Source organism: Streptosporangium sp. CA-135522 (assembly GCF_050949235.1).
Lineage (GTDB): Bacteria > Actinomycetota > Actinomycetes > Streptosporangiales > Streptosporangiaceae > Streptosporangium.
The window spans coordinates 7,446,218-7,460,042 of the sequence record NZ_CP192026.1 but is presented as its reverse complement, the minus strand read 5'-3'; the positions used below and the strand labels follow the sequence as shown (position 1 = coordinate 7,460,042).

The window sequence follows — 13,825 nt, the reverse complement described above, 5'->3', positions numbered from 1 at the left end:
TTCGACGCGTGAAGCCAGTCGACAGCCTCAAACGAAGAGCCGCTCCAGTGATCGAGTGGGCCCTGCCCTACTGGACCCGTGGGAAGGCCGGCCGTGAAACCCCGGAGGATCTGTTCCGGCTCCTGTACTTCGGGTGGCTGGTGGCCTTCTCCTTCAAGGTGCTCGGCGCCTCCTGGGACGTCTCCTGGCACTTCAAGTGGCTCCGTGACGACCTGGCGCCGCCGCACCTGCTCAACAGCGTCGGCACCGCCATCGCGCTGGTGCTCACGATCATCCACCTCTACACCGGTTACGGCGTGGACAGGACGGCGCAGCGCCTTGTCGGCTGGGGCACCGCGGTCTTCCTGACCGCTGTGCCGCTGGACCTGATCAACCACCGGATCAACGGGCTCGACATCACCTCGTGGAGCCCGTCCCACATGATGCTCTACATCGGCACGTTCCTCATGATCTGCGGCGTGATCCGCGGTTGGTTCATGGGCGCGCCCGCCGGGCGGACGCGGACGCTGGTGCTCGGCGGGCTCTTCGTGTTCCTGTTCGAGAACGTCTGGTTCCCGGCGCAGCACCAGGAGTACGGCGTGTTCGGCATCGCCGCCTGGGACCGGGGCCGGCCGGAGGCCGAGCCCATCCTGCTGCAGTTCGCCGCCGACCAGATGGGCCGCGCGGTGGACCGGCCGATGGTGGTCAACTTCTCGCTGCCGGTGCCCGACCAGGTGTATCCGCTCTACGCCGCGGTCGCCGCCATGATCGTTCTGGTCTTCGCGCGGGCGATGGTCGGCCGGATGTTCTCGGCCACCGCCGTGATCGGCACCTACCTCGTCTACCGCACCCTGATCTGGCCGCTCCTGGCGCTCACGGACTTTCCGCGTTCGTCGGTGCCGATCTTCCTGGTCGCCGGGGCGCTCGCCGTCGATCTGGCGTTCCTCATCCGGATCCCGATGATCCGGGCACTGGTCGGCTCGCTCGGGGCCACCATCCTCGTCGACCAGGCGCTGCGCCTGCAGAGCGGCGTCTACTTCACCCCGCCGCTGGTGTCACCGATGACCATGCTGGTCGGCGGCCTCATGCTCGCCGCCCTGTGGCTGGGCGGCGAGTGGGCCCTGAACCGCTACAGGCTGCGGGCTCAGGACATGGAGGCCGTGGTCAGCGCCACCGCGACGCCGTAGGCGAGTCCCATCACGGTGATCTCCGCCGCCGCCCACGCGACGACCGCCGTCCCCTGCCGCTCAGCGATGCGCGGCAGCAGGCGGAACCGGATGTGGGCGGCGAAGGGCACCAGCAGCGCCACGCACACGGTCTTGGCCACCACGAGCAATCCGTAGTCGCTGGTGAACACCGCGCCCGGCAACTCCACCCCCTGGGTGAGGGCCATCGTCGCCAGGCCGTTCACCAGGCCGGAGACGCCGACCACGACCAGTGCCACAGTGGCCAGCCGGGAGAACTTCGGCAGAACCCGCGCCAGCGACTCGCGGTCCCCGGCGACCAGCGCGACGATCGCGAGCAGTCCGCCCGTCCAGGCCGCCGCACCCATCACGTGCAGCTCCATCGAGATCATGATGGGGTCGTGCCAGACCGAGTCGACCGCGTGGCCGGTGACCGGGATCGGCAGCAGGCCGAAGAATGCGATCACGATCCGCAACTCGGCCGGGACCTTCTCGCCGAAGCGCACGGCCAGCAGCCCGATCCCGGCGTAGGCCAGCGCGCAGGCGGCGCTGAAGAGCATTCCCTGGCCGGCGCCGACGCCGTCGACGTATTCGGCGATCATCCCCGGCGTGGGGATGAGGCCGGGGTTCAGCTGGGCGGTCTGGAACACGATGACGACCAGCGCCAGCACCGCCCACGCCCACGCGAACGTCACCGCCAGCGGCCGCGCCCGGCGCATCACCGGCTCGGTCCGCTCGGGGTCGTCGAAGCCGAGCAGCCTGGGCAGCACGCTCAGCCCGACCACCGCCACCGCGGCCAGGTCCAGCAGCACCCGCAGCACCGGCAGGCCGTACTCCACCAGCGGGCCGGGCATCGCGATGCCCGGCACCGCCTCCTGGGCGGTGAACGCCGTGGCGGCCAGCACGGCGAGCACGGCTCCCGAGACGAAGCCGCCGGCCACCAGCTTCTTGACCGCGCCCGCCTCGGGGGCACGCTCGACGGTCACGGTCATCCCGGCGTCCCCTGCCCTCCGGTACGGCGCAGCGCCACGACGGTGGCCCCGCCCAGCACGACGAGGGCGCCGGCGATCCACAGCACGGCCATCCCGGCCCCGCCGTTCTGCGCGGCCTCGGCGGCCTGGGCGCTCAGGTCGGGGGCCTGCGGCGCGGCGGCCGAGGACGCCGGGGCCGGCTGGGAGGCGGTGCCCGATCCGGCGGCGGTCAGGGTGAAGGTCACCTTGCCGGCCACCGGATGACCGTCGGAGGACAGGATCCGGTATCCCGCGACGTACTGCCCGGCCGGTCCCAGGGGTTTGACCCCGATGCTGACCTTGTGCTTGTCGACGGTGGTCTTGCCGTCCTCCCAGCGGGTCCCGTCCGGGCCGGTCACGCTGATCTGCGCGAAGCCCTGCCGTACCGGCTGGTCGAAGGTAAAAGTGATCTTTCCGGGTCCGGTGGCGAGCCGGGCGCCGTCCTGGGGGTCGCTGCCGATCAGCACGTTGTGGGCCTGCGCGGGGGTGGCCACGCCGAGCAGCGCGGCACACGCGAACAGCAGGACCGTGAGTAGCCGCCTCAACGATCATGGCCTTCCGTTGGGTTCGTCATGACCCGGCCATGGTCCCATCCCTGCCTCGCGCCCGGGGAATCGAGTGAGCCCGTACGCGGTGGGGGTGTCGTGGACGGACCGTGTCGCAGCGATGACCCGCCGGGCGATCCGTGGTGACGTCCGGTCCGTCAATCCCCGGCCGGAGGGCGGGGCGCGGAGGCGGCCTCCCGCCGTTCCCACACGATGGAGTAGCGCCACAGGAGATGGCGGCGGAAGCGGCAGCCGGGCAGCAGGCGCCGGGCCTCGCGGCGGACCTGGTCCCAGGACATCCGGGCGTCCTCTACCGGCATGCCGGGCGGGTCGACCTTGCCGCCGTGCCGCAGCGCCTGGATGCGGGACGCCGGGACGCCCGCGCCGCTGATGATCCAGTCCAGCGCGGTGTGGTTGCCCGCCAGGCCGACGATCGCCAGGCGTCCCCCCGGCGCGAGCAGCCGGGCCATACGGGTGACGGCGGCCTCGAAGTCCATGTGGTGCACGACGGCGACCGCGCTGACGAAGTCGTACTTCCCCTCGGGGAAACGGCCCTGGGCGTCGTCGAGGAAGTCCGCCTCCACGAAGGCGACGTTGCCGGCGTGGGCGCCGCGCTCGCGGGCGAGACGGATCATCTCGGCCGAGCGGTCGACGCCGGTCGCCTGACGGGCCCGGCCGGCCAGCTTGCGGGTGAGCAGACCGTCACCGCATCCGATGTCGAGGGCCTCGCCGCACGCGTCCGGCACGGCGCCGAGCACCACCGGGTGGTAGTGGACGTTGTGGTTCCAGTAGTCGTCGGACATCAGGGCACTGTAGTCCGGCGGCCGGCCAGGAAGCGATCTTCGTCCGTGGCCGGTGCCGTCCTCCGAGGGCGGGCGCGCGGTTTCACGTTCGTGAGGCACTCGCCGAGCCGACCCGCGGGGTGGGGCCGTGGTGGGTGGCCGGCATCTCGCTGGCCGACCTCGCGCTCTGAATGGGCCATTTCGGGCCGCTCCAGGCGCTGTCGCCGTCGCAGGTGGCGCAGGTCGCCCCGGGGAGCAAGGAGTCGGCGCTGCCTCGCGGATGAGACACCAGCGGGAGACTTCACGGGTCTTCGCAGGTCTTCGCAGGTCTTCGCGGATCTGCACGGGATCTTCACAGGTCTTCGCGGGGTCTTCGCGGGGACCTCGTGAGGTCTTCACGAGGCCCGCGAGGGGGTAGAACCCGGAGTGATCGCTAGGAGAGCCATGCCTGTGCGAGGTGGTCACCGTGTACCAGCAGATCCTCGATCCCGTCGCCCACTCCCTCGCCTGGAGCTCCCTGGTCGCCGCGTTACCGCTGCTGACGCTGTTCGTGCTGCTGGGGGTGTTGCGGGTGACCGCCTGGGCCGCCTCACTGGTGTCCCTCGCCCTCGCCCTCGCGATCGCCATCCTGGTGTACGGCATGCCGGCCGGGCAGGCGCTGCTGGCCGGGTCCGAAGGGGCGGCGTTCGGCTTCTTCCCGATCCTGTGGATCGTGATCAACGCGATCTGGGTCTTCCAGATGACCGTCGAGACCGGGCATTTCGACGTGTTGCGGCGTTCGTTCGCTCAGGTGAGCGACGACCAGCGCATCCAGGCGATCATCATCGCGTTCTCGTTCGGCGCCCTCATCGAGGCGCTCGCGGGATTCGGCACGCCGGTGGCGGTCACCTCGGTCATGCTGATCGCCCTCGGCTTCAAGCCGCTGAAGGCGGCCGTGGTGGCCCTCACCGCCAACACCGCGCCCGTCGCCTTCGGGGCCATGGCCACCCCGATCATCACGCTCGGCAAGGTGACCGGCCTGCCGAGCGACACGCTCGGCGCGATGGTGGGCAGGCAGACGCCGATACTCGCGGTGTTCGTCCCGCTGGCGCTCGTCGTCATCGTGGACGGGCTGCGCGGCCTGCGGGAGACGTGGCCGGCGGCGCTGGTCTGCGGAGTCGTCTTCGCCATCGGGCAGTACGCGACCTCGAACTTCATCTCGGTGCCGTTGGCCGACGTGGTCGCGTCCCTCCTGTCGGCCGCCGCGGTCGTCGCGCTGGTCCGCATCTGGCGCCCGCGCGAGCCGTACGGCGAGCCCGCGGTCATCGCGGGCGGCGCGGCCGACGAGCCGACCCCCGAGTTCGCCGGACGGGTCGGCCGCCCCGACGCGCGCGCGGACGTCGTCCGGGCGTACGCGCCCTACGCGATCATCATCGTGGTGTTCGTCATCGGTCAGATCCCCGCGGTCAAGAGCCTCCTCGACCGGGCGACGTACGTCGTGAAGTGGCCGGGACTGCACCTGCTCAACGCGAAGGGCGGTGTGTCGCCGCTGCCCACGTTCACCTTCAACCTGCTCACCACCCCCGGGACCCAGATGCTCGTCGCGGGCGTCATCACGATGATCGCGCTCAGGCTCTCCGTCCCGCGGGCGCTGCGGGCCTACGGGGCGACGCTCCATCAGCTCCGCTGGGCGATCGTCACCGTGATGGCGGTGCTGGCGCTCGCCTTCGTGATGAACGCCTCCGGGCAGACGATCACTCTTGGCACCTGGATGGCCGGGGCGGGTGCCGCGTTCGCGTTGCTGTCGCCGATCCTCGGCTGGCTGGGCGTGGCGGTCACCGGTTCCGACACCTCCTCCAACTCGCTCTTCGGCGCCCTGCAGGTCACCGCGGCGGGCCGGGCCGGGCTCTCCGAGGTTCTCATGGCCGCCGCCAACAGTTCGGGTGGCGTGCTGGGCAAGATGATCTCGCCGCAGAACCTGGCCATCGCGGCGGCGGCGGTCGGCCTGAACGGCAGGGAGGGCGACATCTTCCGCCGGGTCATCGCCTGGAGCCTGCTCTTCCTCGCCTGCCTGTGCGTCCTGTCCGCCCTCCAGGCCTCCCCGGTGCTGTCCTGGATGGTCCCCTAGCGCGTCCACGGCGCCTGGCTCCGGGGGAGATTCGATCTCTGTGACAACTTCGACTAAATAGAGAAAAACGGATTTTTACTGACTGTGGCGTCCTATCCGTACTATCGACAAACCGAAAGCCGCCATTAGCCGGTCCGTTCCGTGCGGGAAATTCGGTCACGGCTTCTCCTGGCATGTCGACGACCTGATCGCACACCTTCTCTTTAGGCAGGGGTGACAATGCGGGAGGTTGAATGCCCGGTGCCGGGGAAAGGCAGTAAATGAATGATCGGAATGGCGAATCGATTGACTCTGCTGCGTTCGCCGGAGGCATTCGGAAGGGCTGGGCCGGCAGAGCCGGGGGCAGTGAGTGCGGGCGCATGACGCCGACGTACTCCGGTGTATCGGGGAGGTGGCGCAGTGAGACCGACAGATTTCCAGAAACGGACTGACCGGGTGAACACGCTCACGCATTCGGTCACGCCTTCAATCGTGCCGGCGATGAGAGAGCGGGAACGGATTCGGCGATATGCGGGCGCGGCATCGGAGTGGCCGTACGCGGGCGTGTTGCAGAAGATGGGGCACGCGGATTTTCCGGGAGAGAGGCGCTCGATACCGGCGGCCAGGCGGTGGGTGCGGAATCTGCTGGTCGACCGCGGGATGGACACGACACTGGACGACGTCCTGCTGCTGGTGAGCGAGGTGGTGACCAACTCGGTGGTTCATTCCGACTCCGGCCGCACGGCGGACGGGCGGGTGGCGGTGTATGTGGCCCACGCTTCCGGGGTGATCCATGTGGAGGTGACCGACGACGGGTCGGCCACGAGCGAACCGATCGTCCGCATGCCGAAGATGGACGGCGGCGGCGGGCGAGGGTTGTTGCTGGTGGATCTGCTGGCGACCTCGTGGGGGGCTCACCACGATCCCGACGTGGGCGGGGCGGTGTGGTTCCAGGTGGCGTGGAAGTGACCTGGGTGCCGGCTTCGACCCATCGCGCCTGAGAGCGGTCGCCCCGGCCGATGAGCGAGGCCGCGCGGGTGGCCGGGGGCGACCGGACCACCCGGCCGCCACACCGGCGCCCGCCCGGTCAGCCGCCCAGGCGGCGGATGGCGAGTGAGGCGGCCCGGACGGCGAGGGCGGGCGACAGCCGTACTCCGCGCCAGGCCATCCGCCCCGATGCCGGGGCCACGATGAGCGCCCGGTCGCGCGCGAGGCCCCGCATGATGTCGCCTGCCAGCGCGTCGACCGAGTAGAGCCGGCCCTGGGTCCTGGTCGCCGACCGCCGGGCGCTCGCGCCGGTCGCGGTCTGCGGCAGGCCGGGGTTGGCGTGGTCGAGCAGCGGGGTGTCGGTGAAGCCCGGGCAGACCACGCTCACTTTCACTCCGTGCGCCGCCGCCTCGGCCCGCAGCGCGAGCGACAGCCCGACCACCGCGTGCTTGGTCGCCGTGTACGGCGCCATCAGGGGAGCGGGGACCAGGCCGGCCAGGGACGCGGTGTTGACGATGTGACCGAAGCCCTGGCGCACCATGATCGGATAGGCGGCGTGGACGCCGTGGACGACTCCGCGCAGGTTCACGTCGATGGTGCGGTTCCAGTGGTCGAGGGTGAGCTCGTCGGTGGTGCCGCCGACCGCGATCCCGGCGTTGTTGAACACGAAGTCCAGTCGGCCACGCTCGGTGCTGACGGCCGTGACCAGGTTCCGCACGGCTTCCGCGTCGGTGACGTCCAGCGCCACGCCCGCGCCGCCGAACTCCTTGGCCACCCGCTCGGCCCCGGCGCCGTCCAGATCGGCGACCACGACGTGCGCGCCGCGCCCGCCGAGCTCGCGGCACAGGGCCCGTCCGATGCCGGACGCCCCGCCCGTCACGATCGCCGTCTTCATCGAGCGGCCTTCCCGGCCGGCGGTGCCCAGATGCCCATCGCCTTCCAGACCCGGCGCTGGACGGGGTTCGTCATGCCCAGCTCGGCGCAGAGCTCACGGGTCTTGCCCACCGAGTCGCGGATCTCCCCGGCCGCGTCGGGGTTGTCGGTGTAGACCTCCTTGACGACGTGCTCCGGGATCCGGAAGTGCTTGATCATCGATCCGGGGGGCGACAGCATGATCCGGGCCATGATGCCCAGGATGATCGGGGAGATGATCCCCAGCGCGAAGCGGCGGTAGCGGGGCATCCGCGGGACCCTGCGGCGCAGGTAGTGCCGGGCGAAGGAGATGTGCCGGGCCTCCTCCGCGATGTGGATCCGCATGATGGTCTCCTCCAGCGGATGCCGGATCTGGCCGTTCTTGAGAGTCTTGCGCTGCACATGGTCGATCGGGTCCTCGCCGCCGAGCACGAAGACGAAGAACAGCTCGGTGGAGATCAGCGGAATCCACGGGGCGACCTGGGCGAGCAGGCTCAGCGGGCCCGGCATGCCCCTGACCGGAAGCTTCGTGCGGTTGACGAACTCCTGGAACATCATCCCGTGATGTCCCTCTTCGATGGTCTCGTGATAGACGTAGCGGAACTCGGGGGAGCCGTTCGGCAGCCGGTAGGCGTAGTTCAGCAGGCCCCGCTTGAGCAGGTTCTCGAACTGCAGGCCGATCTTCATGGCGGTCGCCACCCGCCACAGCCCGATCCTGGCGCGCACCTCGGGCGTCTGGGCCCGGTACCACGCGTGCCGGCCCAGCTTGTCGATCTCGGGAAGCTCCCAGCGCGGATCGTCCTGGCGGACGAGGAAGTCCTCGTCGTCCCAGGGGATGTCGACGTAGGGCTCCCAGTGCTTGTCGACCGACGCCTTGGAGAGACGTTCGATGACCGCCTCGTAGGCGCGCCTGTCCGCGACCGTCTGGTCGCTCTCCCTGTCCGCGGCGGTGTTTGGAGCGGGTGTCATCGCTGCACTCCCATCGGATGTCCTGCGCCGTAATTGTACGTAGCATCCAATAGCGGGGGAAGCCCCCGCGGGGGTGTGAGCTCCCTCACGCCGGTGTGGCGTCCTTCACTCCGCGTTGTACTCGGGCCACCCCGCTCCTCGCTGTGACGTCACGGTCGCTCGTGGTGATGAAATCCTTCCGGTATGGCAGCGGTACCCGCTCCTCGACCCCTCCTGGGAGCCGTTTTTCTGGTGTTCGTCAGCGCCGCCTGGGGGTCGGCGTTTCCGCTGATGAAAGACCTCATCGCCCGGATGCCGGTGGCGGACCTGCTCTTCGAGCGGTACGGCATCGCGACGCTCGTCCTGATCGCACTGCGCCCGGCGTGCCTGCGGGGACTGCCGGAAGGCACCTGGCTGGCAGGCATCCTGCTCGGCCTGCTGTTCGGCGTGGGCCAGACCGCCCAGGCGGTCGCGCTGCACGACCTTCCCTCCTCGGTCTCCGGCTTCACCGTCGGCTCCTACGTGGTGATCACTCCGGTCCTCGGGCTGATCCTGCTCGGCGCCGGAATCTCCCGGCGCACCTGGGTCGCGGTGGCGCTCGCGCTGGCCGCGATGACGGCCTTCACCCTGCTGCGGGAGGCCGAGGGCCACGCCGTCTCGCTGCCCGCCCTGGCCGTCACCCTGCTGTCGGCCGTGCTGTACTCGGCGCACACGCTGGTGCTCGGCAACCTCGCCGGGGCGCGGCGGGACGCCTACGCGGTCACGGTGATCCAGCTCGGCGTCATCGCCCTCATGACCGGCGTGCTCGCCGCGCCGGACGGCCTCGCTCTGCCCCGGGCGCCGGGCGACTGGGTCATCCTCGGCCACCTGTCGATCGTGGCCTGCGCCCTGGGATTCCTGGCCCGCTCGTTCGGCCAGCTCCACGTCCCGCCCGTACCCGCCGCGGTGATCCTGTCGGCTCAGCCCCTGTGGGTGACGGCCCTGGCCGTCGTGATGTACGGCGAGCCGCTCACCTGGACCGTCTTCATGGGTGGAGGGCTGATCGCCCTGGCGATGCTCCTCGTCGTGCTGCCCGGCCGGCGGCTCAGGACAGCTCGTCGAGGGACAGGCCCAGCTCCCCCGCGGTAGCCGTACGGACGAAATCGGCCAGGCGTCCCCGGGGCAGCACACGCCGGTGCACGGTCACCTGGGTGGACAGACCGTCGATCAGGGAGACGATCCGCCAGGTCGAGCCCTCGGGGTCGGCGCAGGTGAAGGCTCCGGTCGCGGCTCCCTCGTCGATGATGGCGCGCAGTGCCTGCTTCCAGCGCAGGTCGATCCTGCGGCACATCTCCTCCAGCTCGGCGTTGCGCATCGACTCCGCCCACGCGTCGATCCACAGCGCCCAGGACTTGGCCCTGCCGGTGGGGGAGTAGAGCTTCAGCAGGCCGCGCAGCCGCTCCAGCGAGGAGCCGCCCGACTCCTCCAGCTTGGCGAGCGCCTCCAGGTCGCGCTCGGCCGCATAGGCGAAGGCCTGTGCGAACAGCTTTTCCTTGGTCTCGAAATGGTAGAAGAGCAGCGCCTGGCTGACTCCGGCGGCCTGTGCGATGTCCGCCGTCCGTGTGTGCCCGAACCCCTGGGCCGCTATGACGTCGCAGGCGGTCCTGAGCAGATCATCGCGGCGTAGTCGCCCAAATCCCCGTGCCACAGGGGAACCTTAGCGGGTCAAGGGCAGTCGCAGCACGAAACGTGCGCCTTGCTCGCTATCCTCCAGACCCAGGCTTCCGCCGTGCGCCTGAGCGATCTCCCTGGCGATCGCCAGCCCCAGCCCGGTGCCCCCGGCGTCCCTGCTGCGCGAGGCGTCCAGGCGGGTGAACCGGCGGAAGACCACCTCCCGCTGGTCGGGGGAGATCCCGGCACCGTCGTCGAGCACCTCGACGACGGCCGTGCCGTCCTCCTCCGTCATGCTCATCGAGACCTGCGAGGCGGCGTGCCGCTCGGCGTTGTCCAGCAGGTTCGTCAGCAGCCGGGACAGCCGGAGGCGGTCGCCCTCCACGGTGAGGCCGGGTTTCAGCTCCCGGACGACCGTGACGCCGCGCCGGCGGCGGTCGAGTTCGTCGCCGCACAACTCGCCCAGGTCGATCTGCTCCTTGGCGGCGGGCGCGCCGGAGTCGAGCCTGGCCAGCATCAGCAGGTCGGAGACGAGCGCCTGGAGGCGGTCAAGACTGGAGAGCATCGCGGTGGCCTTGGCGGTCCAGTTGACGTCCTCGGGATAGAGCAACGCCTCCTCCACCTGGGCGCGCATGGCGGTGAGCGGGCTGCGTAGGTCGTGGGAGGCGTCGGAGGCGAAGCGGCGCTGCTGTTCCACCGCCGCTTCCAGGCGGTCCAGGGTCTGATTGATCGTCTCGGCCAGCTGCCTGATCTCGTCACGGGCTTTGGGCACCGGCACCCGTCGGCCGAGATCGGTCGTGGTGATCTCCGCCAGGCGCCTCCTGATGTCGTTCACCGGACGCAGCGCCCTGGCCACCATGTGGTAGGAGCCCAACCCGGCCAGCAGCACCAGCAGCAGGGAGGCGCCGATGAGCGCGGCGAACATCTTGGGCCTGCCGTACCAGGGGACGACGTTGTCGACGGAGTAGACGAGCCAGTCGCCCTCCGGCCGGTAGACCCGCAGGGCCACGACGATCATGCATCTGCCGGGGAACTCGGGAATCCGGCACAGCTCCTTGTCGGCCCGCGCGATTCCCGCGGGGGGCGCGAAGTCCGCCACCGGAGGGGCGCCCTTCAGCGACGGGGTGGACGCGACGACCGTGCCGACCGCGTTCACGACCTGGACGCCCACGGCGTTCCCCTGGGGCAAGATGACGGGCCCCGACACCTCTTTGTCGAGGTGGGCGACCTCCAGGGCGGCGCCGGCCACCTCTCCGGTGCGAAAGCCGTCCGCCAGGTCGTGCAGGGAGAACGTCAGGACGGTGGTGACGAGAAATCCGCACAGGACGGAGACGGTGATGGCGATCATCGTCAGTCGAGCCCGCACGGACCACGAGTTCCGTGTGATCACGCCAATCTCCCCCCGAGATCAGACGATCACATTGGAAGGATTGATTACCGTTTCCTGGTGTTTCATGACCAAGTAAGAGTAAAGATCACATTCCCTACCGTTGTAGAGCATTGCTCTGTACTGCGGCTTCGTCGCTGGTTAGAGTAAGTGCGCGCTGATTGGAGCGGACATGGATCTTGAGGAGTACCGCCGGCGGGCCAGAAGCTGGCTGACGGCCAACGCCGAGGAGACCAGGGCCGAAGGCAGTCCCGACGCCGACGGGGTCGCCGCCGAGAAGGCCTTCATGGCCAAGCTCTACGACGCGGGCTATTCGGGGATCTCCTGGCCGGCGGAGTGGGGCGGGCAGGGGCTGAGCCAGGCGGAGGAGCGGGTCTTCGCGGAAGAAGCCAGAGATTTCACGTTGCCGACCTACGTGTTCTCCATAGGGCTGGGCATGTGCGGACCGACCCTGGTCGACCTCGGCACCCCCGAGCAGAAGGCCCGGCACGTCCGGCCGCTGCTGCGCGGCGAGGAGATCTGGTGCCAGCTCTTCTCCGAGCCCGGCGCGGGCAGCGACGTCGCCGCCCTGCAGACCAGGGCCACCCGCACCGAGGACGGCTGGGTGGTCAGCGGCCAGAAGGTCTGGACCTCGGTGGCCCAGCACGCCTCCTTCGGCCTGCTGCTCACCCGCACCGACGTGGACGTGCCCAAGCACAAGGGCCTGTCGATGTTCATCGTCGACATGCGCGCCCCCGGTGTCACCGTCCGGCCGCTGAAGGACATGACCGGCCGTGCCCACTTCAACGAGATCTTCTTCGACAACGTGCACATCCCCTCGGAGAACCTGATCGGCCAGGTCAACGACGGCTGGAGCTGCGCGGTCACGACCCTCCTGCACGAGCGCCTGTCCATCTCCGGCGGTGTCGGCATGAGCGGCCAGCGGGAGAATCCGGTCGCCTTCGAGGCGCTGCGCCACACCGTGGACACCGGCGACCCCCTCGTGCGCGACCGGCTCGTCGAGCTCTACATCCGCTCCCGCGCGCTCGCCCTGTTCAACCAGCGGCTCGCCCAGGAGACCAAGGCCGGGATCTTCCCCGGAGCCCGGGGCAGCGCGGCGAAGCTGCTCCTCGCCGAGCTGAGCATGTTCCAGGCCGACCTGGCCACCTCGCTGGCCGGTCCGCAGGCCGTGGCCTACGAGGAGGACGGGAGGCTGGCCGCCTCGCTCGCGCTCGCCCCCGCCCTGTCCCTCGGCGGCGGCACCAACGAGATCATGCGCAACATCATCGGCGACCGGGTGCTGAACCTGCCGCCCGAGCCGCGCGTGGACAAGACCGTGCCGTTCAAGGACCTGAAGACGGGAACCCGGCAGTGAAACTCGTCCTCACCGAGGAGCAGCGGCAGCTGCGCGAGACGGTCCGCTCCTTCCTGGCCGCCGTCTCGCCCCTGTCCGAAGTCCGCCGGGCCGCGGAGTCGGAGACCGGCTACGACCCGGCGGTCTACCGGCGCCTCAACGGTGAGCTCGGACTGGCCGGCCTCATCGTCCCGCAGGAGCATGGCGGGGCCGGAGCCGGATACGCCGAACTCGCGGTCGTCCTGGAGGAGACCGGGGCGGCGTTGCTGCCCGGGCCGTTCCTGGCCACCACCCTCGCCGCGATCCTGCTGACGGAGCTGGGAGACGAACTAGGAGACAAGGAGCTGCTGCCGGACATCGCCGCCGGGACCATGGTCGCGACCGTGGCGCTCGACGGCGACCGGGCGCTCAACGGGGCCGAGGCCGAGGTGGTCCTCACGGTGGACGGCGCGCGGGTCCGGATCGTCCGGGACGGCACCCGCACTCCGCTGACCACCCTCGACCCGACGCGCAGGCAGGCGCGGGTGGAGCTCGGCGGGGGAGCGGCCGTGGCCGTGTCCGAGGCGGTCCTCGCCAGGGTCCGGGACCTGTTCGCGGTGGCGGTCGCCGCCGAGCAGCTCGGCGTGCTGCGGGCCTCGCTCGACGCGATCGTGGCCTACGCCAAGATCCGGGTGGCATTCGGCCGGTTCATCGGCTCCTACCAGGGGGTCAAGCACAAGCTCGCCGACATGCACTGCAAGCTGGAGCAGGCCGAGTCGATCGTCCGGCACGCGGCCTGGGCGGCCGACGAGGCGCCCGGCGAGTTGCCGCTGGCCGCCGCGCTCGCCCAGGCCTACGTGGGCCGGGCCTGCTTCGAGGTGGCCGGCGACAGCCTGCTGCTGCACGGCGGCATCGGTTTCACCTGGGAGCACGACGCGCATCTCTACTACAAGCGGGCCAAGTCCGATGAGGTGCTCCTCGGGCCGCCGCGGGTCCACCGGGCACGTCTGGCAGATCTGCTGGAGCTGTGAGCCCGGGTTCAC

At 70.2% G+C, this 13,825-nt stretch carries 13 protein-coding genes; 6 read left to right on the top strand and 7 right to left on the bottom strand.

The genetic code is table 11. From position 1 onward, the window contains the following. Window positions 1-8 precede the first annotated feature (8 nt). On the top strand, window positions 9-1,166 hold the full coding sequence (locus tag ACQPYK_RS35335) for a hypothetical protein (RefSeq protein ID WP_433240916.1): 1,158 nt from the start codon (window positions 9-11) through the stop codon (window positions 1,164-1,166). Here the strand turns inward: ACQPYK_RS35335 and ACQPYK_RS35330 are convergent. The 3 genes from ACQPYK_RS35330 to ACQPYK_RS35320 form a co-directional block, all read right to left on the bottom strand. After that, entirely contained in the window at window positions 1,124-2,155 is a 1,032-nt protein-coding gene (locus tag ACQPYK_RS35330; RefSeq protein ID WP_433240913.1) for a copper resistance D family protein, read from the bottom strand. The two genes, ACQPYK_RS35335 and ACQPYK_RS35330, sit on opposite strands and share 43 nt — an antisense overlap. Beyond that, window positions 2,152-2,718, bottom strand: coding sequence for a copper resistance CopC family protein (locus ACQPYK_RS35325; RefSeq protein ID WP_433240910.1), 567 nt, complete (start codon window positions 2,716-2,718; stop codon window positions 2,152-2,154). The genes ACQPYK_RS35330 and ACQPYK_RS35325 overlap by 4 nt, the downstream gene beginning before the upstream one ends. Window positions 2,719-2,876: 158 nt before the next feature. Continuing rightward, entirely contained in the window at window positions 2,877-3,521 is a 645-nt protein-coding gene (locus ACQPYK_RS35320) for a class I SAM-dependent methyltransferase (protein WP_433240907.1), read from the bottom strand. A gap of 445 nt (window positions 3,522-3,966) precedes the next feature. Here ACQPYK_RS35320 and ACQPYK_RS35315 point away from each other — a divergent pair, with 445 nt between their 5' ends. Next, complete coding sequence (locus ACQPYK_RS35315) at window positions 3,967-5,607, top strand: L-lactate permease (protein WP_433240904.1); 1,641 nt, start codon at window positions 3,967-3,969, stop codon at window positions 5,605-5,607. 480 nt (window positions 5,608-6,087) lie between these two features. Continuing rightward, window positions 6,088-6,555, top strand: coding sequence for an ATP-binding protein (locus ACQPYK_RS35310; RefSeq protein WP_433240901.1), 468 nt, complete (start codon window positions 6,088-6,090; stop codon window positions 6,553-6,555). A 118-nt stretch (window positions 6,556-6,673) separates the two neighbouring features. On the opposite strand, the gene ACQPYK_RS35305 is transcribed toward ACQPYK_RS35310, so the two are convergent. Together ACQPYK_RS35305 and ACQPYK_RS35300 are read right to left on the bottom strand one after the other, a co-directional pair. After that, a complete protein-coding gene (locus tag ACQPYK_RS35305) occupies window positions 6,674-7,468 on the bottom strand; it encodes an SDR family NAD(P)-dependent oxidoreductase (protein ID WP_433240898.1) in 795 nt (264 codons plus the stop codon). Then, window positions 7,465-8,454, bottom strand: a complete 990-nt coding sequence (locus tag ACQPYK_RS35300; RefSeq protein WP_433240895.1) for an AurF N-oxygenase family protein — start codon at window positions 8,452-8,454, stop codon at window positions 7,465-7,467. Before ACQPYK_RS35300 ends, ACQPYK_RS35305 begins: the two co-directional genes overlap by 4 nt. A 183-nt stretch (window positions 8,455-8,637) precedes the next feature. Between ACQPYK_RS35300 and ACQPYK_RS35295 the strand changes: the two genes are divergently transcribed. Next, window positions 8,638-9,561 carry a DMT family transporter gene (locus tag ACQPYK_RS35295; protein WP_433240892.1) on the top strand — a complete coding sequence of 308 codons (924 nt, stop codon included), beginning with the start codon at window positions 8,638-8,640 and terminating at the stop codon, window positions 9,559-9,561. Here the strand turns inward: ACQPYK_RS35295 and ACQPYK_RS35290 are convergent. Then, a complete protein-coding gene (locus ACQPYK_RS35290) occupies window positions 9,518-10,120 on the bottom strand; it encodes a TetR/AcrR family transcriptional regulator (protein WP_433240889.1) in 603 nt (200 codons plus the stop codon). The two genes, ACQPYK_RS35295 and ACQPYK_RS35290, sit on opposite strands and share 44 nt — an antisense overlap. A gap of 9 nt (window positions 10,121-10,129) precedes the next feature. Further along, complete coding sequence (locus ACQPYK_RS35285; protein ID WP_433240886.1) at window positions 10,130-11,473, bottom strand: sensor histidine kinase; 1,344 nt, start codon at window positions 11,471-11,473, stop codon at window positions 10,130-10,132. Between the two features lie 169 nt (window positions 11,474-11,642). On the opposite strand from ACQPYK_RS35285, the gene ACQPYK_RS35280 reads away from it, so the two are divergent. Together ACQPYK_RS35280 and ACQPYK_RS35275 are read left to right on the top strand one after the other, a co-directional pair. After that, window positions 11,643-12,824 carry an acyl-CoA dehydrogenase family protein gene (locus ACQPYK_RS35280; protein ID WP_433240883.1) on the top strand — a complete coding sequence of 394 codons (1,182 nt, stop codon included), beginning with the start codon at window positions 11,643-11,645 and terminating at the stop codon, window positions 12,822-12,824. Beyond that, the gene (locus ACQPYK_RS35275) at window positions 12,821-13,813 is read left to right on the top strand and encodes an acyl-CoA dehydrogenase family protein (protein WP_433240880.1); all 993 of its coding nucleotides are present in this window, start codon (window positions 12,821-12,823) and stop codon (window positions 13,811-13,813) included. The genes ACQPYK_RS35280 and ACQPYK_RS35275 overlap by 4 nt, the downstream gene beginning before the upstream one ends. Window positions 13,814-13,825: the final 12 nt, after the last annotated feature.